This window comes from Pyxidicoccus sp. M15 (assembly GCF_056858435.1).
Genome location: NZ_CM166495.1, coordinates 2,513,661 through 2,534,049, shown reverse-complemented (window position 1 = coordinate 2,534,049; position 20,389 = coordinate 2,513,661). Strand labels below are relative to the sequence as shown.

Here is a 20,389-nt window from a genome sequence, read left to right as displayed (position 1 = left end):
ACGTCCCCTAACGCAGGTTGCTCGGGCGCGTTCCGATGTTCAGGAACTTGATGAGCGAAATGATGTCCGCGTTGAAGACGAAGCCCCGTGCGCCTTCGCCCACCTGGAGCCCCTCCTCGCGCGCGGCTGACAGCATGCCCGGCGTCAGCCGGCTGGAGAGCCCGAAGAGGAGCCGGGCGTGCGCGTCCGGCAGCCCCGCGTCCGAGCTGGGAAACTGGATGGGCGTGGACGGGTGCGCGGACAGGTGCACGTTGAGCAGCAGCACCTCTCCGTCCGTGGTGCGCAGGCCGCGCAGCTCGGACGCAACCGCCGTGGGGTCTCCGTCGGTGGGCTGCCCGTCGGAGATGTTCACGACGATGGGGGGGAAGCCCTCGGGATACCGGCGCACCCAGTCCCCCACGAGGCTCGTCGCGCGGCCGAGCGCCTGGCACATGGGCGTGGCGCCGTTGGCCACCGACTCGAACCAGATGGGGAAGCGGACCTTCTCGCGCACCAGCCCGCCCATGCCGTCCTCACGCTCGCGCGTGCGCTCCTCCAGCCGCGCCGGGGCGTGGCCAATCTCGCTGATGGGCACCAGGCTCCGCCCCGCGAGCGGCCCCCGGAAGGCGGGCCCCACCTCACCGCCGTAGCCCAGCACGCCCAGGTGGAAGTAGTCGCGGATGCCCTCCTCGCGAGCACACCGGACGACCAGGTTCTGCAGGAGCCGGTTGGTGACGTCCGCCACCCCATCCGCCTTGCGCCGCTGGGAGCCGCTGAACGGCTCCTCCATGGAACCGGACTGGTCGATGAGGATGAGGATGCACGCCGGGTTGGTCCGGCTGATCTCCGCCGAGTACGCCATGGTCCCCTTCGAGTAAGCCGTGGTGACGACGCCCGAAAGCGTAGTGCAGCAGGCGCGGGGGCGGAACAGCCAACGCGTCCATGGGACGGCTAGCTCGCGGGAGGAGCCTCACCACCCTCGGCCGGCTCCACGCTCCGCGGGTCGAGCACCACGGTGAGCACCGGCCGTGAATTCGTGAGCAGCGGCGCGAAGAGGGACGGCTGGCCGGGGTCGTCGAACACCGTCGCGAAGTCCTCGGGTGTCAGCGCGCGCACCAGCCGGGCGGCGAACGTTTCCTTCAGCAGCCGCACGTAGTACTCGACGTCGTAGTCGCGCGGGTCCGCCGCGCTGCTCGCGCTGCTGTCGTCCTCGGGGTCCGGGAGCAGGCCCGCGCGGCTTCCAATCGCGCGGTAGACGCGCACGCGCTCACCCACGGCCCAGTCCTTCCGCCCCCCCGAGAGCATGGCCTCGTAGGGCAGCTCGCGGCGGCGCTCGCGGAGGGCCAGGTACTGCGACGGGCTCTTCGTCAACCGCACGCGTGACGACACGTCGAAGGTGGGGACCTGCCGCCTGCGCAGCGCCATCACCGTGGAGACATAGGCCTCGCGCACGCCGGGGATGTCACCTGCCAGCAGGCAGCGCAGCGCGCGGCGCAGGAAGTCCTCGCCGAAGGGCTCCGCCCGGCTGGAGCGGAACGCCACGCCCCGCAGGACGAGCGGCCCGTCATACGGCTGCAGCGCGTAGTTCTTCGGCTCGTGGGACAGCATCGCCGCGTAGCGCCCGTCGAACTCCAGCTTCACGCGGGGCGGCAGCAGCGCGGCGACCTCGGAGACCACGCGCCGCTCGTCCAGCTCGCGCCAGTCCTCCGGCACCGCGAAGTACACGCCGTCCGTGTCGGCCTCCAGCAGCGTGACGCCCCGCCGCGCCAATTCCCGGCACAGGAGCGCCAGCACCTCGCGCCCGTGCCGCGTCACCTCGTTGGCGGCGTGCACGTCCGAGAAGCGCGTGAGCCCCACCGCGCCCAGGTAGCCGTAGGCCGAGTTGACGACAATCTTCATCGCCGCGGAGAGCGCCTCGTGGGTGTAGCGCTCCGCCGAGCCGGGGGGCGCGGCCTTCGCCTTCGCCTTCGCCGACAGCCGCTGGTCCACGAGCCGGTCCACCAGCGCGAGCAGCGCACCGAGCCTGTCCCGCTTCGGGCCGATGCGGTACTGGCGCATCAGGGACGGATACAGGCTGGCGACATCCGCCTTCACGATGTGCCGCGCGACGCCGGTGGCGAACAGGTGCAGCGCCGCGCCGCTGTGCGACGTGCCGTCTCCCTCCTCGTGCGCGGGCAGCGCCGCCCCCGCGCGCAGGTAGGCGCGCACCAGCAGCGGGTCCAGCACGCCGGTGGCGGGCCCCGCGTCCGCGAGGCGCTCGTAGCGGCGCGGCGCCATGCGGGCCAGCGCGAAGGCCGCGCCTCCCAGCAGGCGCGCGAGGCCCGCGGCCTCGTGCACGTCGTCGCGGGCGTAGCGCTTCACCCGCTCCGGGTCCTTCAGGAAGACCTCGTGGACCTTCGCCCCGGGGATGAGCTCGCGCTCGGGCCCGGCGAGGCCCAGGTGCTTCGCCACCACCTTGAGCCCGTGGCCGGGGAGGTCCCTCGCGGAGAAGTCGTGCCGCAGCACGGCGTCCAGCGTGTCGATGAGCTCGCGGCCCGGCACGGTGTACCGGCTGCGGCGCATGGCGTCCGAGCGCCCCGCCGTCCCGCGCCCCACGGCGGCCCCGCGTGAGGCCGGGCGCTGCCGCAGCCCCGGTGAGCCCGCGCGTCCCATCGAGAGCGGCACGTCCAGCACCCGCGCGCGGCGCGCGAGGAAGGGCAGGTCGAAGCCGTGCAGGTTGTGGTTCTCGATGACGTCCGGGTCGTGGACGCGGATGCGCTCCATCAACCGCTGGATGAGGTCCGCCTCGGCGGCATCGTCGTCGCCCCGCGCGTCGAGCACCTCCGTCCCGCCCGCCGGGTCTCGCAGGGCCACGAGGAAGATGCGGTCCCTGTCCGCGTCCAGGCCCGTCGTCTCCAGGTCGAACTGCAGGCGGCGCAGGTCATCGAAGGCGAGGTCGCGGAAGTACGTGCGCCCGGAGGCGGTGAGGTACTGCTCTTCGGGCGGCAGTGACAGCGCCGTGTTCGCGTCCAAATCGCGCAGGTGCCCAAAGGGACGCCCCAGGCGCCGCGACGCCCCGTGCAGCACCGCCGCCGCCAGCGCGCGCCCGTCATTCGCGCGGACGAGGTAGCGCAGCGCTCCAGGCCCTTCCAGCTCCTCCCACGTCACGATGTTCGGACCGGGGCCCTCCTTCTCCGGACGGAGCCGGGGCCCCAGGTGCGCCAGGTCCTCCAGCGAGGCCAGCAGGAGCCAGGGGCGGAAGCGCACGTCCTCGCGCACCAGCGTGCCGTCACCGGGTTGCCGCCGCCACACGAAGGCGCGACCGTCGGGCTCCGCCCACACCGAGACGATGCCCGGCGTCGGGTCCCATCCCCAGAGCCACTCATCCTCCATCAGGTTGGCCATGAGGGTGGGTGCAGGGGCAACGCCCAGTCGCGGGTGACCGTCGAGAACGCTCATGATGCAACCCGCTCCGTGCTCGCGATGCAAGGTGGGAAGGCCCCCCGCCGTGGTGGCTGAGCGTCATCTTGAGGCACCGGTGTGACAGTGGTATGTCAGGTTTCCTCGCCATGCAGCGCACCGAGCGTCTCTTCGCCCTCGCCGAATACCTCCGGGGTCGCCGCACGGGAGTCACCGCGGAGACCCTCGCCGAGCGCTTCGGCGTCACCATCCGGACGATTTATCGGGACCTGGATGCCCTGCGCGCCGCGGCGATGCCGCTCGCCGCCGAGCGCGGGCGCGGAGGTGGCTACGCGCTGGACCGGAGCTACAGCCTGCCGCCGGTGAACTTCACCGCGCGCGAGGCGGCCCTCATCGTCGCGCTGGGGCGCTTCGCCATCGACATGCGCCTGATGCCCTTCACCGACACGCTGGAGTCCGCGCTCGACAAGGTGCGCTCCGCGCTGTCCACGTCCGCGCAGCGCGAGCTGCTCACGCGGCTGAAGGAGCTGTCGTTCCTCGGCGTGCCGTCGCTCCCCGCGAAGAAGGCCGTGCGCGAGGCGATAGAACGCGCGTGGTTCGAGCAGCAGCCCATCCGCATCACCTACGTGGACGGCAACTACCTGGAGACGAAGCGCGACGTGCGCATCATGTCCGTCATCATGGACCGGCACGAGACACGCATCGACGCCGTCGAGCTGGACAAGGACGAGCGCCGCCCCTTCCGGCTGGACCGCATCACCCACGCCGAGGTGCTGCGCACCACGCCGTGACGGGAGCGCTACCGCGTCCCCGCTGACCAGGGTCTCGCGGGCGATGCAGTAACGAGGGTCGGAGTGGTCGTTCCAGGTGGCGTCGTCGGTGGCGAGGTACGCGCGGCCCGAGGTGACGCCCCATGAAGTGCCGGCCGGGGTGAGGCCCTACGACGAGCCCCCCTGCTCCAGGCCGCCCAGGCTGGTGGTGCTGTGGGCCCGGGTGAAGAAGTCCTACAGATTGGCATCGGAAGCGGCCCGCACTCCCGTGGCCAGCGGCGCTTCCAGCGTGTCCCCCGGCTCCGCGTCACCACCCGCCGTCCCCAGCAAGAGCGTGGGGAGCAGCACCGGGAGGAGCGCGGTCCGAGCGACCCGCTGGAAGCCTCGACCGAGACGGTGTCTCAGTACTCCAGCGGCGGCTGCGGGCCGGGGACGATGTCCGCGATGTCGGGGTCGACATCGCCGGGCTGACGGGTGGGGCGCTCGGACTTCTCCTTCTTCCGCTCGGAGCGCTTGACGTCCTTCTCCTGCTGGTGCTGCTTGCGCGCCTGCTCCTTCTGGCGCTTCGTGGATCTTCCTTGCATTGAGCCTCCTTCACTGAAAACAAAAGCCCGGCCTCAACGCGAGAAGCCGGGCCAACGGGTGCTGGAGCCGAGCTCTCAGCCAACGATGCGGACGTTCTCGGCCTGAAGGCCCTTGGGGCCCTTCTTCGCCTCGAACTCCACCTTCTGGCCCTCGGCCAGGGTCCGGAACCCATCCGATTGGATCGCGGTGTGGTGGCAGAACACGTCAGGGCCGCCGTTGTCCTGGGCGATGAAACCAAAGCCCTTCGAGTCGTTGAACCACTTCACGGTACCAGTCGCCATGTTGCTTCTTCTTTCTGCATGCGGGCCGAAGACCGCCCCAGGTCCCGACGTGGGGTGGGCCAGCCTCTAGCCTGTCAGGGGACCAAAGTCGATTGTGGAAGGTCCCGAATATCCACAGGTTGTCAGCCGTGGAGTGAAACGGGCGGAAGAACCGAAGAATTCCGGCCCCTTGCCCCTCAGGGAAGCGCCCCGCGGCAGTCTCAAACTAATGCCCCGGGACGCGTTTCGCCTGTTTCCAGCACGCGGGAGTCGCGGATTATCCGCGAGCCGACACGGAGGCTCCGGCGGAGTGCGAGGCGGTGCACAAGGCATTCACCTGCCTGCGGTCTTCCGTGTATCCGGACCCCCGCACGGAGGGCCGCATGGCCTCCGTCCCTCCTGGAGGACACATGCACCACAGCCGGCTCTGCGCATTGGTGATTGATTGCAAGGTGGACGACCTGGACGCCGCCACGGAGTTCTGGAGCCGCGCCTTCGGCCGGCCCGTCAACCCGCCCGAGGGCGACAGCCCCAACTACCGGGAGCTGAAGACGGGGGACGGGGAGATGATGCTGCTGGTGCAGAAGGTGGGGCACCCCAGCCGCGTCCACCTGGACATCGAGACGGATGACATCGAGGCCGAGGTGAAGCGGCTGGAGGCGCTGGGCGCGAAGCGGGTGGAGTTCATCAACCGCTGGTGGGTGATGGAAGCGCCCTCCGGTCAGCGATTCTGCGTCGTACGGCCCCAGCGGGGGCCGCTCGCGGGGCGCGCGAATGTGTGGGGCGACGAGGGCGCCTGAAGCGCCCGCCGGGCCTCCAGCGCCTCCAGCAGTCCCCGCTTGCCCCCGAAGTGGTAGCGCAGCGCGCCCGGGCCCACGAAGGCGCGCCGCGCGACGGCCTCGAGCGTCAGTGCCTCGGGGCCCTGCTCCCGCACGAGCCCCGACGCGGCCCGCAGCAGCCTGTCGCGCGCGCCCTCCTCGTTCTTGATGTGCACCGGCGCGACGATGAGGTCGAACCACGGCAGCCCGAACATGCGTTCCTCCCACTGCGCTCGAGCCGGGCCCCCAAGAGGAGCTCCGGCGCGGGCTTCCCGGCGGGCCCGTCCCGCCAGGTCCCTGGACACCCGATGTGGGCGGGTGTTCCTGGACTCAGCCCTACGACGGAGACGCTGCGCGCTTTCTGCCTTCAATCCCAGTGATGGTTGGTGATGTAGGACATCACCGGGGTGAATCAGGAGTGGCGTCCAGGCAGAGGCAGTGGAGGGGGTTGTCCCGGCTCGCGCGGGCCCCGCGCTGACGGGGCGGGAAGCGGTCCCATGGGCCGGCTCGAAAGTGGCTCTCGTGTGGCGCGGGGCCTCCCGTTACATCAGGCCCACGAGCGCCGGGACAGCAAGCCGCCCGGCCATACGGAGGGATGGGCCATGGAAGCACAGCGACTGAACCCCGCGAAGGTTGCCCCGGGCGTGTACCAGGCGATGCTGGGACTGGAGCGCTACCTGCACGACTGCGGGCTGGACGCGAACCTCCTGCACCTCATCAAGCTGCGCGCGTCGCAGGTCAATGGCTGCGCGTACTGCATCGACATGCACTGGAAGGACCTGCGCGCCGCCGGCGAGTCGGAGCAGCGGCTCTACGGGCTGGATGCGTGGGAGGAGAGCCCGTACTACTCGGAGCGCGAGCGCGCCGCGCTGGCGTGGACGGAGGCCGTCACCCTCGTGTCGGAGGGGCACGTGCCGGAGCGTGTGTATCAGGCGGTGAAGCCGCACTTCTCCGAGAAGGAGCTGGCGGACCTCACCTTCGCCGTGGCGACCATCAACGCGTGGAACCGCCTGGCCATCGCCGCGCGGACGACGCCGGGCACCTACAAGGCCCCGGCGTCTCAGCAGAAGGGCGGCTGAGCCTCAGGTCCCCGGAGGCGTGCGCGGCAGCTCGGTGCCGACGAGGACCTGGAGCAGGTCCATCAGTCCCGGCCACGCCTCGGCGCCGAGCCACAGCCCTTCCGCGCAGTGCTCGGCCGACACGGCCAGCGAGGTGGTGTCGAAGAGCTTCGCTGGCAGCGGCCCCTCCGAGGGCAGCTTGCCCTCAATCTGGAGCACCTTGCCGTCCCAGCGGATGCCCGGCGGCAGCAGCCGCTCCGCCAGCGCGCGCAGCGCCGCCTGTCCGGCGCCCGCGCGCAGCACGCCCATCATCAGGGACGAGGCCGTGCGCGACTCCTCCAGCTCCACCACGCCCGGCGTGAGCAGCCACAGCCGGTAGCGGCCGTTGGACAGCTCCACGCGCTCCAGCGACGTCTGCACGCGCAGCTTCCAGCCCTGCACCGACAGGCGCACGTCGTAGACGTCCGGCTTCGCGGTCCACTCGCGCAGCTCCAGGTGCTTCACCTTGCGCAGCAGCTGGCGGACCACCATCTCCACGCGGGGGTGGGACAGGCGCAGCCGCTTGCGCCCCATGTCCACCGCCACGTCCTCACCGAGCGCGCCCGGCAGCCGCTTCGCCCACTCGCGCGCGCCCTCCATCAGCTTCGCCGCCAGTGATTGACCCGACATCCGCGTCCTCCGTGGTGGCGTCCCGAGTCGTGTGCCCCGAATGGAGCGGACCTCGCGCGACGCGCGAGGCGCAGCATGCACCGGATTCCCGGCGCGCGCGCTGCCCTGCCCGCCCGGGTGGCAGGGGGCGGACGGAGCCCCCGCCCCCGCCCCTGCCCTCGGGCGCGGGCGCCCTCAGGGCGAGAGGGAGGGGAAGCGCCCCGCCTCCCAGTCCGCGTAGCGCGCCCGGCCCTCGGCCACGCTCTCCACGACGAAGTTCCACCAGATGACCAGCGGCTCCGGCAGGGGCGTGCCGCCGAGGACCAGCAGCCTCGCACCCGCTTCCGAGCGCAGGGACAGCAGCGGGGCCCCGTCCTCCAGATGCGCGAGCACACCCCGGCCCACGGCCTTCCCGCCGACCGACACCTCGCCCTCGGCGACGTAGAGCGCGAGCGCATGCGCCGGGTCCACGGGCAGCGACACGGCGGCCCCCGCGGACAGCACCACGTCCAGGTACGTGAGCGACTGGAAGGTGGCCACGGGCGACACCGCGTCCTCCAGGCAGCCGGCGATGACTCGCACCCGCGCGCCGTCCCGCTCCAGCAGGGGCAGCCGCGCGGCGGGGACGTGCACGAAGGCCGGCTCCGTCTCCCGGTGCTCGCGCGGCAGGGCCACCCAGGTCTGCACGCCGTGCAGCGGCTCGGCGCCCGGGCCGGCGTGGACCTCCTCCGCGTGGACGATGCCGCGTCCGGCGGTCATCCAGTTCACGTCCCCGGGGTGGATGTCCTGCACCGAGCCCAGCGAGTCGCGGTGCTGTATCGCCCCGGAGAAGAGGTACGTCACCGTCTGCAGGCCCAGGTGCGGGTGCGGAGGCACGTCCATCACCTCGCGCGTGGCCGGCGACGGGCCGAAGTGGTCGCAGAAGACGAAGGGGCCCACGCGGCGCAACTCCACCCGTGGCAGGGCGCGCAGCACGCGGGCCTCGCCCACCAGCTCGGTGGACTTCGCGGGCCAGAGGGCCCCGACTCCGCGCTCGCGCGGCGGCGCCTGGGTGCCACCGGCCGGAGAATGGATTCGCATGCGGGTGATAGTATCGCCATCCCATGGCCCGCGCCCCCGCCGCCTCCACCGTCCCGGACGAGCCTTCTCTCGCCCTGCCCCGCTCCTTCTGGAAGAGCTTCGCCCGCGAGCACTGGGACAAGCAGCCCGTGCACTTCCCGGGCCTGTTCCCCGCGCACTTCCCGTCACCGCACGAAATCTTCGAGGCGCTGGTGGACGTGGGAGACCGCTACCGCCAGGGCGACGTCATGCTGCCCCTGCGCTTCTACGTGGAGGGCACGGCCCGGGATGGCGAGGCGCCCGAGGTGTTCAACCTCTTCTCGGTGGCGCGCTACCTGCCCACCGCGCAGGACGGAACGCTCGACGCGTACGTGGAGCGCGTGACGCAGCAGCTCCAGGGCCGGCGCTTCGGCATCGTCCTGAGCAACACGCAGAGCCACCACTGGAACCACTGGCTGCAGATGCGCAGCTTCCTGTCCGGCTTCCACGAGGCGCTCGGCGTGCCGCTGGGCGGCGCGGACTCGGCGCTCTTCCTGGGCAACTACCAGCACACGCCGTTTGGCGTGCACAAGGACGACCTGCACGTCTTCTACTTCGTCATCCAGGGCCGGCGGCGCATGGCCTACTGGCCGCTGGAGATGCTCGCGTCACGGCCCGAGGTGGCGAAGAACGCCGGCCCCGACCTGAAGGACCGGCCCTGCGGTGTGCTGCTGCGCGACGCGGACGACACGCGGCGGGTGATGGCGCAGGCGTCGTTCCTGGAGGCCGGCGCGGGTGACTTCCTGTACTGGCCGTCGTCGTACTGGCACCGCTCCGAGCCGACCCCGGGACTCACCATCGCCGCGTCGCTGGGCGTCAACTTCCGCGCGCCCATGTTCCTGGACATGGCGCCCCCGCACGAGTGGCCGGGACGCTTGCGGCACACGGAGCTGCCTCGCGGAGGAGGCTGGAAGGTGCCCGCCGCGGTGCGCACGGCGCTCGGACGGCGGGGACAGCGCAACAGCCTGCGCGCGGCGGAGCGCGAGCTGACCGAGGGCTGGGTGCGCTTCCTCAGCAATGGCGCGCTGGATGGTCCTCCGCCGGAGGCGCGGGAGCTGCCGCCGCTCACCGAGCAGGAGTGGGTGCGGGCCAGTCCCGAGCGCCCCATCATCACCTTGCCGCTGACGGAGGGGCACGTGGTGGTGGCGGCCAATGGGCGCTCGTCGTCGCTGCGGGTTCCCACCGGGGTGCGTGGGCGCATCGAGCGGCTCGTGGAGGAGCTGAACTCCGGCAATCCGCAGCAGGTGGGGGCGCTGGAGGAGCGGTTCTTCCATCGGCTGGCACCGCGTGCGTTCAAACGCAGTGCGTTCCAGTCGCTGATGGACGACCTGGCGCGGTGGCGCGCGGTACGGCGCTGCGAGCCGGCGAAGGGGCGCTGAGCGTCAACCCGCCCGCGGTGGTGGCAGGACGAGCGTGGGGGTGCCGCAGCCGTCCGCGGTGGGGAAGAACGTGAGGTCCGGCCCCACGCCTTGAAGTGCGCGGAACGTCTCCAGCAATGGCAGGTCCAGCTCCATCGGTGCCACGCGGCGCATCCGCTGCCCGTCCCGCACTTCCCAGCCCGCTGCGATGACGGACACCGTGCCGGGACGAGGCATCGTCGTGAAGGTCTCCACCCGCGCCACCAGCTCCGTGTAGTGCGCGGGCAGCGCGTCGGTGCGCGGGACGATGAAGAAGTTGAGGGGCGAGGGAGCCGGTGGAGACAGGCCCTCGCGCAGGCCCCGTCCGTTGGGCTCCGCTCCGAGCCGGACCGCCGTTTCTCCCGAGTGCAGGAAGCCCATCAGCCGGCCCTCGTCGATGAGCTTCACCCTGCTCGCGAGCCGGCCCTCGTCGTCCAGCGTCCGGCGCCAGCGTCCTCGTGGGTGCAGCGGGTCGTCCTCCACGGAGAGCACGGAGGGGAAGGGCTTCTTCCCGACTGCTCGCGCGAGCGCGGGAGTCGAGGAGGCCACGTCGCCCCGCAGCAGCCAGGCGAGTCCGGCCACGAGCGGAGCCGCGACCGGAGGACGGAGCACGAGCGGCAGGGTCGGGTCCGCCGCCTCGACCGGCCCCTCCAGCGCGGCAATGGCTTCGGCGAAGCGCTCTCGCAGGGGAGTGAGGACCGAGTCGTCACCTCCTGGCGGCAGCGCCACGGCATCCACCACGGCGCCGCGTGAGGTCTCACAGCGAAGGAAGACCTCCTCGCTTTCATCCGACTGCGCGCTTCCGCCACCACCGCCTCGCAGCAACACGGCGCCGGTGGTGCGCCGCGTGATGACCAGGGCCTGGACGATGACACCGGCTGGCACCACCTCGCGGACGATGCGCTCGGCCAGTTGCCGCAGGCGCTGCACGGAGAGGTCGGGTTGCCAGGGTGGCAACGGGCCTGCGAGCACGGGCGTGGGCGGAATGAGAATTCGCGAGCCGGTGCTGGCCCTGTGCATCGCGGAATCCAACAGCGAGCGGAGCTCCTCCTCCGAACCCACGGGCGAGGCCGCGAAGCCCTGGCGCTCTGCGTCCCAAACGCGCGCCGCCGCGGAGCGTGCCACGCCATGGCTTGCGGCAAAGGTGCCCGCGTGGACCTCGTACTCCAACGTCAGCCGGCGGCTCTCGGAGAGGAAGAGCTCCGGGGTGACGGTGGCATTCGCGGCCCTGAAGTCCTCCAGCACGGCCCGCGCCCCGGTGGCCAGCTCATGCGGGCCCAGCGAGGTGGTGCGTGCTCCGTGCCCCTCAGCGGGCCCGATGTCTGACCTCTCAGCCACGTGTCCGCATCATGCCCCATCCCCGCGTGGCCCCGACGGGTCTTGTCTCCTGCCCGGCGCCACGGCCTGACGCATTCAAGACGCGGGGGCCTGCACGAAATCGACCCACCCGGCCACCGCCAGCGGCGGAAGGAAGCGTCATTCCGCGAGGCATCCCCCCGAACGGGGCGCCCAGGCAGACACAGCCCGAGTCACGCAACCAGTGCTAAGAAGCACTCTTCCGGACCCGCGCCCGCGCGCCCGCCCCCGCCGGAGGAGCCCAACACCTTGGACTGGTTCGTGGAACGTCGCGAGGTGGCGGAAGTCGCTCACACCCGCTCCGGGCTCCGCCTCCAGCCCCCCACCTGCGAGCGCGGCCTCTCCGAGTGCCGCCCCGTGGACGGCGGCACCGAGCACGCCTGGACCGAGCTCACGAGCGACGCACTCCCTCCCGGTGCCCTGCCCGCGGAAGTCGCCCCGCGGGCCCGTGAGGTGCTCGCGCCCGCATCCGTGCTCGCTGAGACGCACGAGCATGCCACCGAGGCCGTCCGCCGACTCGTGGACGTGGCGCGCAACGCCGGTGCTTCACACCTGGACGTGCTGCTGCGCGAGGTGGACCGGCGCACCTTCTTCGCCAGCACCGGGCGCCAGGTGGAGGACCGCGCGCGCTACGCCCTCCTGGAGGTGAAGGCCTTCCACTCCACGGGCACCGCCCCCGCCGACGTGTGGCGCGCGTTGGCCTTCCCGGACCTGGCGCACCTGCGCACCGCCCTGCCCTCCCTGGAGACCCTCGTGGATGGCCTGGTGCGGGAGCTGCGGGACACCACCCCCGCCGTGCCCTGCCCCACCGGCACGCTCCCCATCGTCTTCCCCCCCGGCGCCGCATCCGGCTGCTTCTTCCACGAGGTGTGCGGCCATCCGCTGGAGGGTGACGTCGTCGCCCGAGGCGGCTCATACCTCGCGCGCAGGCTGGGACAGCGCGTGGCCGGGCCCTGGCTCTCGCTGTCGGATGACCCCACCGACGGCCACTCCGCGCTCGCCTTCGCCTGGGACGACGAGGGTCACCGCGCCCAGGCCGTGCCGCTGCTGCGCGAAGGTGTCGTCGCCTCTCCCCTGCTGGATGCGCGCAGTGCCCACGCCCTGGGCCACGCGCCCAACGGCCACGGCCGGCGCGTGGACTTCCGGCACCCGCCCCTGCCCCGCATGGCGCACACCCGCGTGGAGCCCCACGAAGGAAACCTCGAGTCCCTGCTCGCGGGCATGGCGGACGGGTTGCTCGTCCAGCACCTCACGCCCCGGCACATGAACCTGATGTCGGGAGACTTCAGCTTCTACATCGTCGAGGCGCGCGAGGTGCGCGACGGCCGACCGGGGCGCCGCGTGTCACCGGGCATCCTCGGCGGAAACGGCCTGGAGGCGCTGGCCTCCATCGACGCGGTGGGCGCCGACGCGCGCAACCTCTTCGCCACGCGCGGCTGCCGCAAGCTCGACCACGGGCCGCTGCCCGTGTCCTTCGGACAGCCCGCGGTGCGCTTCCGCGGGCTGCACGTCCGGCCCTGGCGCTGAGCGCCGGAGCGACTACCCCTCCGGAGGCGGCTCGCCCTCACCCTCTTCAGGGGGGAACGGCACACAGCTCCAGCTGAAGTCCGGCGGCGGCTGCCCCGGGTCGGCCAGCGGGTCCTCCGGGAAGGGAGGCGGCTCGGGGGCCGCGAAGGTGCGGTGCACCGTGAGGCCCGAATCAGGAGCAACGGTGACGGACGGAATGGGCCAGGGGCGCGGACCGAAGCGCTCCGTGTCCTCCTCCGGCAGCGAGGTGTACGTGTCCGTGAAGCGCACCTGCACCGGCTCCGTCACGCCCGGCGGCAGCACCAGCGCGAAGTAGCCGATGAAGCTCACCGGGTCCGGCAGCACCGCGAAGCCCATGGGCGACTGGCCCGGCGCCGCGCCCAGCTCCGGGTCCACCGGGAACCAGTCCAGGGCCACCAGCTGGCCCGCGGTCGCCTCGCCCGCCACGCTGTCCATGGGCGTCAGGAAGAAGTCGAAGGCGTCGCTGGGCGTGTGCACCCACACCAGCGCCACGCCGCCCGTCTTCGCCGGGTCCACCAGGTCCGCCACCGTCGTCGGCGTGCCCTGCTCCGTCATCGCCTGCGCCACCGCGTCCAGCGCGCCCGCGCTGCCCACCATCAGCGCCGTCTGCGCGTAGCACTGGGTGACGTTGGCCAGGATGGGCCGCATGGACGTCGTCGGGTAGTACGTGGCGGGCGGCAGCGGCACCGACTGCTCCAGCGGCAGGGACACGCCCTCCGCCGACGGCCTGGCCACCACCACGTAGGGCGTCACTTCATTCAGCGGGACGCCGTCCACCTGCCAGTGGCCGCTCTCCGAGGTGAGCGGCGCCGCGTAGTCCCCGAGGCCCTCCGGGCTGGACACGCGCACCTCGCCGCCGGTGATGAGCGCGTTGGCGAGGTACGGCGAGCCGCCGAGGATGGCGGGCGGAGGCAGGTCGTCCTCCTGGCCGGGCTCCACCGGGAAGTTGAACAGCGTGATGAAGAACGCCTCCGGGTCGAAGAGCACGCCGGAGACGGTGGCCTTCGTCGACGGCAGCTCGACGACGGGCGCGTCGGCGTCCAGGCTGGTGCCGGTGTCCGGGTCCGTGCCGGAGCAGCCGCCGACGGCGGCGGCCAGCAGGAGGGTGGTGGCGAAGGGTCTGGCTTTCATCGCAATCCTCATCGCGGTCCTCATCGGTCCGGCAGAACGTGCTCGGCCGGAGGCGTCGTCACGTGGCAGGCGTTGGCGCAGTTGCCGTAGGCGTTGGGAGCGGAGTCCAGCTCCTGGAACTTCAGGTCGAAGTACTCGTTGCCGTGCGTGCCGGGGTGGCAGCCCTCGCAGGCGATGAGGCTGGGCCGCAGGGTGCTCTCGCGCGTCAGGTGGCACAGGGTGCAGTCACCCTTGTTCTGCGCGTACTTGCGCGAGGTGATGTGGATGCGGTGCACGAAGTCCGACACGTGCCCCACGCCCTCGTCGTAGTGGCACACCTTGCACGTCTCCACGTGGTCCACCGAGACGCCGTGGTGCACGTTGCTCAGCGAGTTCACCCCGTTGTGGCACACCTGGCAGTTGCCGATGCGGCCCGGGTACTTGGTGGGCGTGTCCTGGCCCACCTGGAAGAAGAACGGGTCCAGCCGGTTGAGCCGCTCGCCCATGAAGTTGCGGTGGCCCTTGAGGAGGATGGCGTAGGTGCCCGGCTTCGCGTCCGGCGGCAGCGGCACCGTGTAGCGCGTGGCCGGGCGCGTCTCCAGGCCGCCGGGGAACATGCCCACGCCGGGCGGCACGTAGAACTGCGGCTCGCTCGTCAGCGGGAAGGCGAAGTACGAGGTCGGCACGTAGCTGCCGTTGACCACCTTCAGGTCCTGCAGCGGGCCCACCACCTTGTAGCCGGACTCGGAGGCGCTGCCGTCGCGCCACGTCAGCAGCATGAACTCGTTGAAGTAGGCGAGCCCGTTGGACCCGTCCGTCATGTAGTCCAGGAAGGAAGGCATCGTGTCGCGCGGGTGCAGCGCGTGGCCGTCGCCGTCCTGCAGCGACAGCATGAAGTCCAGCGTCTCGCCCGGCATGTAGAAGCGGCCGTTCGGCGGCCGGGCGACCTGCACCTTCTGCGTCAGGCCGAAGCCGCAGGCCACCGGCTCGTCCGTGGCCAGGCCGTCCGGGCCCAGCTTGAAGCAGGTGGCCGGACGCTCCGCCTCGGGGACGAACGTCACCGGGAAGAGGAAGGGCTCATCGGGCAGCAGGCTCCAGGTGACGCGGATGGTGCCCTCACCGGTGAGCTGCGGCATGGTGAAGGACTTGAAGGGGTTGGTGGAGTTGGCGAAGGAGACCTTCACCGCGCTGGCGTACTCGGGCTCGTCGTAGCCCTCCGCGGGGTGGGCCTCCGCCTCGCCGGGGTACTTCGGGGGCGCCAGGCCGGAGACGGTGTAGCTCACGCGCGTGTGGCCGCTCATCGCGTTCTCCGCGAGGAAGTCGGTGCGCAGGTACGTCTGGGTGGCGCGGGGGTTGCCGTCCGCGTCGAGCACCTCCACCAGGAGGGTGTCGTCGTTGGAGAGCATCCACGCCGCGTTCTCGTAGAACGTCTCGCGCTGGTAGGTGCCCACGTTCGTGCGCTCCCACGACTCGCGGCCCACCGCCAGCCCTTCCCAGTTGAGGTTCTTGAAGAGGGACACCTTGCGCGCCCAGGCGGCGGCGGTGCGGCGATCAGCGAAGTCCGTGTGGGTGGCGAGCTCCACGTCCATGGCGCTGAACTCGCGCAGGAAGTAGAGCGCGCCCGGGGTGACGTTCATCCGCGCCACGGGCGGCGTGGGGGCCCCCAGCGGGTAGCCGGAGTTGAGCTCGTAGCAGTTGTCCGGGTAGCCCGGCAGCTCGAGGTCCCCCTTCGTCACCGCGTCGCCCGTGGGGAGGATGGCGCAGCCCTTGAAGGACAGCAGCGACAGGGAGATGGCCCCGGACGCGGAGCTCGAATACGGGTCGAAGGCCCTGGCACCGCGGCCACGCGTGCCCTCCGCGTCCGACGTGTCGAGCAGGTTGCAGCCCGCGGCGAGCGCCAGCACCGGAAGCGAGAGGAGCAGTCTCTGGAAATGCGTTTTCATGGGGACTCGGCAGACACCGGACGGGGCGGCCATCCTAGCGGTCTCTGAGAAACTGCGCCAATCCAGGGTCACCCACCGCGTTTGGTCGGCTTCGGGGCTGGAGCGCCCAGCGTCTGGAGGTAGCGATACACGGCGCGCAGGTCGTCCTCGTGCATCTGCGAGAAGGCGAGCCAGGGCATGGCGAGCTTGTTGACCTGGCCCTTGCGGCTGGGAGCGGGGGCCATCTCCCGGAAGGCGGCGAAGCGGGCGACGAAGGCGTCCTCGCTCAGCCCGCGCATCACCCGGCTCTTGGGGAGCAGGGAGGGCACGAGCTCGTCCCCGAGGGGCGTGGGCGCCGGGCGGCCTCCGGCGAAGGGGGCGGGCGGGTCCCCGGCTCCCGCGTGACAGAAGAAGCACTGGGCGATGGTGGCCAGATAGCGGCCGCGCTCCACCGCGTCCTCGCCCGGGCCGGGCACGGGGCCGGGGAGCGGCGAGGCCAGGTCCTGGATGTCCGCGTACACCTCGGCGGGGATTTCCGAGCGCGCCACGGAGGACTTCACGGCAGGTACCTGGCGCAGGTACGCCACCACCGCGCGGGCGTCGTCGTCGGACAGGCTCCTCCACTCCATGTACGGCATCATCGGAAACAGCGTCCGGCCATCGCGGCCGCGGCCCTCGCGCAGGGAGGCCAGCAACTCCGCGTCCGTCCAGCGGCCGATGCCGTGCTCGGAGTCCGAGGTGATGTTGGGCGCGCAGAGGCGGCCGGGCACGCCCCACTCCTCGCCGAAGCAGGCGCCCGCCAATTGGGGGCCACTGGGAGGCCCGCCGAAGCGGGTGAGGTCCCGTGCCGTGTGGCAGACGCCGCAGCCGAGCACGGCCTCCGAGAGGTAGCGCCCCCGCGCCACCACCGCCGGGTCCACCGCGGGTGCGGCGGGCGGGGCGGCCTTCTCCACCACGGCGGGCGGCGAGGGCGGAGCCGGGGGCGGCGCGGCCTCCTCCTTCCGGCACGCAGGGGCGGCGAGCAGCAGCCCGACGGCCGCGGAGAACACCTTCATATAAGGATGCACGGGGGGGATTTCCTCAGTCCAGGACGGGCGGGTCCACGGGGTGGCCCAGCCGGAGGGCCGACATGCTGCGGCGATATTCGACGGGCAGCCGGTCCGCCTTCACGGGGACCTCGCCGCTGAAGTCCAGGGGATGGGCCCTGGGACGCTGCCCCTCGGCCACCTGCCGGTCCTGCTCGAGGATGGCCATTTCCGACTTGAGGAACATGTCCCCGAAGTTGCGAATCCTCGGGTGGTAGGACGCGAAGTAGAAGCACTGCATCTTCTCTTCGGAGGCCGGCGAGGCCACCGCGTACACGGTGTGCGTGTAGAAGAGGGTCGGCTTGAAGGCCAGGCGCGCGGCGAACGGCAGCGTCACGTCGTATGTCAGCGTCGTCTTGTCCACGCGCGGCGGAGCGCCGCCGATGCTGGGCGAGAGCGCCGGGTAGACAATCTGCGTGCGCAGCCCGCCGGGCCGCTTCTCCACGTCGTACGCGGGCACCTCCTGCTGCTCCGGGTTGCCGAAGGTGCCGCGGTGCACGAAGGACAGGTGCGCCACGTCGAGGACGATTTCCACCATCCTCCCGGCGGACACGTCCCAGTCCAGGCGCGGCAGCGGCACCGTGGCCAGGCTGCCGTCCTCCAGCTCCGGCCACTCCGGCAGCGGGGCGGCGGGCTCGGGCGCGAGGCAGACCCAGACGAGGCCGTAGCGCTCCGTGGCGCGGTACGCGGCGAGCCGGGCCCGCGCGGGAATGGGCGCGCCGGGCTGCGACGGGACGTGCACGCACCGCCCGTCCGTGGCGTACGTCCAGCCGTGGAAGCCGCAGCGAAGCCCCTGCGCGCCGGGCTCGCCTCCGCACAGGTCCGCGCCCCGGTGGGCGCAGTAGCGCTGGGTGGCGGCCACGCCCGTGCCCGAGCGCCAGACGACGAGGTCCGTGTCCAGCAGCCGCGCCGGCAGCGGGCGCTCCTTCAATTCATGGGAGAAGGCCACCGGGTGCCAGTACGGCGCCAGGGCCTCCGAATACGCACGAACCTCGGGGCCCATGCTCACGCGAGGGCGAGCGGGGCGATCTTGCTCTCGATTTCCTCGAGGAGGAAGTCGATCTCCTCGATTTCATCCAGCTTCTCCGGAGCCGCCGCGGCGGCGACGGGAGTCGGCGAGGACTCCGCCGCGGGAGAAGCAGGCGACGTCGCGGAAGCAGCAGACAGCTCGGCCGGGGACTGAGGGAGCGCTTCCGACGACATGAGACCTCCTCGGGGGGTGTGGGGACCGGAATGCTCGGAGGAAGCCGGGGGAGCTGTCAATTCCCCCCCGTCTTCCCTGGTTCCACGACGCGCTACTAGACTGCGCATCCCCCATGCACGTGCCCCCCCTCCTCGCCCGAGCCATCGCCGTGCTCTGCCTGCTCGCCACGGGCGACGCCCTGGGGGAGGCGTGGAAGGGCGCGAAGCCGGGCACCTCCACCGAGCGCCAGCTGGTGAAGCGCTTCGGCGAGCCCGACACGCGCACCCCGGCAGGTCGGGAGCGGGTGCTCTCGTACTCGGGCGACGCGGCCCCACCGGGCGCGCGCTACGTGGACTTCACGGTGGACGCGCGAACGGGGCGGCTGCGTCGCATCGACGTGTTCCCCGCGCGGCCGCCCTCGCGCGCCGCGCTGGAGAAGGAATGGGGCCCGGCGTGTCCCCGCACCGGCAGCGCGAAGCGGCCCTGCTACACGGAGAAGGACAGCGACAGCGAGACCTACCTCCACTACGCGTCGCGCGGGGTGGCGGTGTTCTTCTCCGAGGGTGAGGTGCGCGCCCTGTCGTATCTGCCCCCCGCGCGGGGACGCCGTGCGCTCGCCGCCGAGGTAACGCCCCCCAGGGAGATGCCCGCGGCCGAGGCACCGGGGACTTTCGAAGTCGCGGGCGGGGACACCGCCGGACGGACGGTGACGGCGGGCGGGAGCGACGCTCCGGGCGAGGTCGTCACCGCGAGCGTCACGGAGCCCGCGGTCGCTGTCCCCGCGGCGCCCCCTTCGCCGGTGGAGCCGTCGCTGGTGGCGCTCGCCGTGCCCACCATCGAGGGCGAGGATGCGGCGCCCGTCGCGGGCGCACCTCCAGCTTCGACTTCAACGGACACGTCGCTGCAGTCGCCCAGCATGACGGAGGGGGGCGGCGCCTCGGCGGGCGGAGCCACGGAGCGTCCCCAGCCCCTCTCCGAGCCGGGTGACTCGGAAGGCTTCAAGGAGGCCCTGCGGCGCACCCCGGAGTTGCTCACGCTGGGCGGCTTCTACCTGCAGCGCGCGGAGGTGTCGGGAGCGCGCCGCGCGGCGGACGCGACGACGGGCGTGGACCCGCTGTTCACCGCGCTGGTGGACGTCTACCTCGACTTCAAGCCCTTCGACGGCCTGCGCAGCTACGCGGTGGGGCGCATGGCGTATGACCCGTTGGACCCGGCGCTCTCCACGCCGAAGACGAGCCTGGACCGGCTGTGGATCTACTTCGGCCTCTTCGACCACGTGTTCGTCACCGCCGGGCGCCAGCACATCCGCTGGGGCAGCTCGAAGATATGGAACCCCACCGACTTCCTGCGCGCGCGCAACCCGGACCCGCTCTTCGGCTACGACCTGCGCCCCGGCGTGGACATGGTGAAGGTCAACGTGCCCTGGGAGTCCATGGCCGCGAACCTGTGGCTCATTGGCACGGCGGACCTGAACGGCACGGAGGCGGACCCCTCGCGCATCCGCTACGGCGGCGCCGCGCGCGCGGAGATTGCCCTCGGCACCAGCGAGCTCGCCGCCTCCGCGTCCTTCCTCCAGGGACGCCGCCCCCGCTATGGCCTGGACTACTCGCTGGGGCTCGGCCCCTTCGACTTCAACGCGGAGGTCGCCTTCCTGCGCGACATGGACTCGCGCCTGTGGCGGCGGGACGGTGACGGCTTCGCCGAGCGCACGCTCGACAAGACGCAGATACAGGCCAGCGGCGGCGTGCAGGCCGAGTTCCGCGTCCTGGACACCGTGAAGACGGTGACCCGGCTCGAGGGCCTCTACAACCAGGCCGGTGACGACGACCGGCGCCTGATGACCTGGGTGCAGTCCGTCGGGGACTTCCAGCCGCTCTACTTCGGCCGCTTCTACGGCATGGCCCAGCTCTCCGTCACCCTGCGCAACGTGTACGAGCCGTCGTTCATCGTGACGCTGCTGGGGAACGTGGGCGACCCGTCGTTCCTCGCCCGGCTGGACATGAACGCCTCGCGGCTGCGCGACGTGACGGTGGCCTTCTTCGTCGAAGCGCCGTTCGGCGAGCAGGGAGGCGAGTTCCGCTTCCAGCCGGACGCCTCCGTGGCCGACGCCGTCCCCACCGACCTGGGTCTCTTCCGCGCCGGCATCAACGTCCGCCTCCGGCTCTGAATCTTC

The 20,389-nt window shown here is 71.8% G+C and carries 19 protein-coding genes; 6 read left to right on the top strand and 13 right to left on the bottom strand.

What is annotated here, in order from left to right; translation table 11 throughout:
- Window positions 1-7: 7 nt before the first annotated feature.
- Together ACX9TP_RS10185 and ACX9TP_RS10180 are read right to left on the bottom strand one after the other, a co-directional pair.
- On the bottom strand, window positions 8-841 hold the full coding sequence (locus tag ACX9TP_RS10185; RefSeq protein WP_482979528.1) for a vWA domain-containing protein: 834 nt from the start codon (window positions 839-841) through the stop codon (window positions 8-10).
- Between the two features lie 89 nt (window positions 842-930).
- On the bottom strand, window positions 931-3,351 hold the full coding sequence (locus ACX9TP_RS10180) for a DNA polymerase domain-containing protein (protein WP_482982143.1): 2,421 nt from the start codon (window positions 3,349-3,351) through the stop codon (window positions 931-933).
- 176 nt (window positions 3,352-3,527) lie between these two features.
- On the opposite strand from ACX9TP_RS10180, the gene ACX9TP_RS10175 reads away from it, so the two are divergent.
- On the top strand, window positions 3,528-4,169 hold the full coding sequence (locus ACX9TP_RS10175; RefSeq protein ID WP_267863406.1) for a helix-turn-helix transcriptional regulator: 642 nt from the start codon (window positions 3,528-3,530) through the stop codon (window positions 4,167-4,169).
- A 380-nt stretch (window positions 4,170-4,549) separates the two neighbouring features.
- Here ACX9TP_RS10175 and ACX9TP_RS10170 read toward each other — a convergent pair whose 3' ends face one another.
- Both ACX9TP_RS10170 and ACX9TP_RS10165 read right to left on the bottom strand, forming a co-directional pair.
- Window positions 4,550-4,732, bottom strand: a complete 183-nt coding sequence (locus ACX9TP_RS10170; protein WP_482979527.1) for a hypothetical protein — start codon at window positions 4,730-4,732, stop codon at window positions 4,550-4,552.
- Window positions 4,733-4,807: 75 nt separating this feature from the next.
- Window positions 4,808-5,014, bottom strand: a complete 207-nt coding sequence (locus tag ACX9TP_RS10165) for a cold-shock protein (protein ID WP_482979526.1) — start codon at window positions 5,012-5,014, stop codon at window positions 4,808-4,810.
- 389 nt (window positions 5,015-5,403) lie between these two features.
- Here ACX9TP_RS10165 and ACX9TP_RS10160 point away from each other — a divergent pair, with 389 nt between their 5' ends.
- Window positions 5,404-5,793, top strand: coding sequence for a VOC family protein (locus ACX9TP_RS10160; protein WP_482979525.1), 390 nt, complete (start codon window positions 5,404-5,406; stop codon window positions 5,791-5,793).
- Here ACX9TP_RS10160 and ACX9TP_RS10155 read toward each other — a convergent pair.
- The gene (locus tag ACX9TP_RS10155; protein WP_482979524.1) at window positions 5,715-6,026 is read right to left on the bottom strand and encodes a TetR/AcrR family transcriptional regulator; all 312 of its coding nucleotides are present in this window, start codon (window positions 6,024-6,026) and stop codon (window positions 5,715-5,717) included. The two genes, ACX9TP_RS10160 and ACX9TP_RS10155, sit on opposite strands and share 79 nt — an antisense overlap.
- Window positions 6,027-6,413: 387 nt before the next feature.
- Between ACX9TP_RS10155 and ACX9TP_RS10150 the strand changes: the two genes are divergently transcribed.
- Window positions 6,414-6,890: a carboxymuconolactone decarboxylase family protein gene (locus tag ACX9TP_RS10150; protein ID WP_482979523.1), complete on the top strand. Its 477-nt coding sequence runs from the start codon at window positions 6,414-6,416 to the stop codon at window positions 6,888-6,890.
- A 3-nt stretch (window positions 6,891-6,893) separates the two neighbouring features.
- Here the strand turns inward: ACX9TP_RS10150 and ACX9TP_RS10145 are convergent, their stop codons facing one another.
- Window positions 6,894-7,538, bottom strand: coding sequence for a hypothetical protein (locus ACX9TP_RS10145; protein ID WP_482979522.1), 645 nt, complete (start codon window positions 7,536-7,538; stop codon window positions 6,894-6,896).
- Between the two features lie 174 nt (window positions 7,539-7,712).
- On the bottom strand, window positions 7,713-8,597 hold the full coding sequence (locus tag ACX9TP_RS10140) for a pirin family protein (protein ID WP_482979521.1): 885 nt from the start codon (window positions 8,595-8,597) through the stop codon (window positions 7,713-7,715).
- Window positions 8,598-8,620: 23 nt separating this feature from the next.
- Here ACX9TP_RS10140 and ACX9TP_RS10135 point away from each other — a divergent pair, with 23 nt between their 5' ends.
- Entirely contained in the window at window positions 8,621-9,994 is a 1,374-nt protein-coding gene (locus tag ACX9TP_RS10135; RefSeq protein ID WP_482979520.1) for a hypothetical protein, read from the top strand.
- 3 nt (window positions 9,995-9,997) lie between these two features.
- Here ACX9TP_RS10135 and ACX9TP_RS10130 read toward each other — a convergent pair whose 3' ends face one another.
- Window positions 9,998-11,350, bottom strand: a complete 1,353-nt coding sequence (locus ACX9TP_RS10130) for a metallopeptidase TldD-related protein (RefSeq protein WP_482979519.1) — start codon at window positions 11,348-11,350, stop codon at window positions 9,998-10,000.
- Between the two features lie 279 nt (window positions 11,351-11,629).
- On the opposite strand from ACX9TP_RS10130, the gene ACX9TP_RS10125 reads away from it, so the two are divergent.
- Window positions 11,630-12,895, top strand: a complete 1,266-nt coding sequence (locus ACX9TP_RS10125; protein ID WP_482979518.1) for a TldD/PmbA family protein — start codon at window positions 11,630-11,632, stop codon at window positions 12,893-12,895.
- A gap of 12 nt (window positions 12,896-12,907) precedes the next feature.
- Here the strand turns inward: ACX9TP_RS10125 and ACX9TP_RS10120 are convergent, their stop codons facing one another.
- The 5 genes from ACX9TP_RS10120 to ACX9TP_RS10100 all read right to left on the bottom strand — a co-directional run bounded on the left by ACX9TP_RS10120 (window position 12,908) and on the right by ACX9TP_RS10100 (window position 18,236).
- Window positions 12,908-14,047 (bottom strand): hypothetical protein, encoded by a 1,140-nt coding sequence (locus ACX9TP_RS10120; RefSeq protein WP_482979517.1) that lies wholly within the window; start codon window positions 14,045-14,047, stop codon window positions 12,908-12,910.
- 20 nt (window positions 14,048-14,067) lie between these two features.
- Entirely contained in the window at window positions 14,068-15,969 is a 1,902-nt protein-coding gene (locus ACX9TP_RS10115) for a hypothetical protein (RefSeq protein WP_482979516.1), read from the bottom strand.
- Window positions 15,970-16,037: 68 nt separating this feature from the next.
- A complete protein-coding gene (locus tag ACX9TP_RS10110; protein WP_482979515.1) occupies window positions 16,038-17,015 on the bottom strand; it encodes a c-type cytochrome in 978 nt (325 codons plus the stop codon).
- Window positions 17,016-17,028: 13 nt separating this feature from the next.
- Entirely contained in the window at window positions 17,029-18,036 is a 1,008-nt protein-coding gene (locus ACX9TP_RS10105; RefSeq protein ID WP_482979514.1) for a Rieske 2Fe-2S domain-containing protein, read from the bottom strand.
- A 2-nt stretch (window positions 18,037-18,038) separates the two neighbouring features.
- Complete coding sequence (locus ACX9TP_RS10100; RefSeq protein WP_482979513.1) at window positions 18,039-18,236, bottom strand: ammosamide/lymphostin RiPP family protein; 198 nt, start codon at window positions 18,234-18,236, stop codon at window positions 18,039-18,041.
- A gap of 113 nt (window positions 18,237-18,349) precedes the next feature.
- On the opposite strand from ACX9TP_RS10100, the gene ACX9TP_RS10095 reads away from it, so the two are divergent.
- Complete coding sequence (locus tag ACX9TP_RS10095) at window positions 18,350-20,383, top strand: hypothetical protein (protein ID WP_482979512.1); 2,034 nt, start codon at window positions 18,350-18,352, stop codon at window positions 20,381-20,383.
- Window positions 20,384-20,389 lie beyond the last annotated feature (6 nt).

Bases quoted from the DNA above. Each gene is read 5' to 3' on its own strand.
- ACX9TP_RS10185 (WP_482979528.1), bottom strand. From the start codon at position 841: ATGGCGTACTCGGCGGAGATCAGCCGGACCAACCCGGCGTGCATCCTC.
- ACX9TP_RS10180 (WP_482982143.1), bottom strand. From the start codon at position 3,351: ATGGAGGATGAGTGGCTCTGGGGATGGGACCCGACGCCGGGCATCGTC.
- ACX9TP_RS10175 (WP_267863406.1), top strand. From the start codon at position 3,528: ATGCAGCGCACCGAGCGTCTCTTCGCCCTCGCCGAATACCTCCGGGGT.
- ACX9TP_RS10170 (WP_482979527.1), bottom strand. From the start codon at position 4,732: ATGCAAGGAAGATCCACGAAGCGCCAGAAGGAGCAGGCGCGCAAGCAG.
- ACX9TP_RS10165 (WP_482979526.1), bottom strand. From the start codon at position 5,014: ATGGCGACTGGTACCGTGAAGTGGTTCAACGACTCGAAGGGCTTTGGT.
- ACX9TP_RS10160 (WP_482979525.1), top strand. From the start codon at position 5,404: ATGCACCACAGCCGGCTCTGCGCATTGGTGATTGATTGCAAGGTGGAC.
- ACX9TP_RS10155 (WP_482979524.1), bottom strand. From the start codon at position 6,026: ATGTTCGGGCTGCCGTGGTTCGACCTCATCGTCGCGCCGGTGCACATC.
- ACX9TP_RS10150 (WP_482979523.1), top strand. From the start codon at position 6,414: ATGGAAGCACAGCGACTGAACCCCGCGAAGGTTGCCCCGGGCGTGTAC.
- ACX9TP_RS10145 (WP_482979522.1), bottom strand. From the start codon at position 7,538: ATGTCGGGTCAATCACTGGCGGCGAAGCTGATGGAGGGCGCGCGCGAG.
- ACX9TP_RS10140 (WP_482979521.1), bottom strand. From the start codon at position 8,597: ATGCGAATCCATTCTCCGGCCGGTGGCACCCAGGCGCCGCCGCGCGAG.
- ACX9TP_RS10135 (WP_482979520.1), top strand. From the start codon at position 8,621: ATGGCCCGCGCCCCCGCCGCCTCCACCGTCCCGGACGAGCCTTCTCTC.
- ACX9TP_RS10120 (WP_482979517.1), bottom strand. From the start codon at position 14,047: ATGAAAGCCAGACCCTTCGCCACCACCCTCCTGCTGGCCGCCGCCGTC.
- ACX9TP_RS10115 (WP_482979516.1), bottom strand. From the start codon at position 15,969: ATGAAAACGCATTTCCAGAGACTGCTCCTCTCGCTTCCGGTGCTGGCG.
- ACX9TP_RS10105 (WP_482979514.1), bottom strand. From the start codon at position 18,036: ATGGGCCCCGAGGTTCGTGCGTATTCGGAGGCCCTGGCGCCGTACTGG.
- ACX9TP_RS10100 (WP_482979513.1), bottom strand. From the start codon at position 18,236: ATGTCGTCGGAAGCGCTCCCTCAGTCCCCGGCCGAGCTGTCTGCTGCT.
- ACX9TP_RS10095 (WP_482979512.1), top strand. From the start codon at position 18,350: ATGCACGTGCCCCCCCTCCTCGCCCGAGCCATCGCCGTGCTCTGCCTG.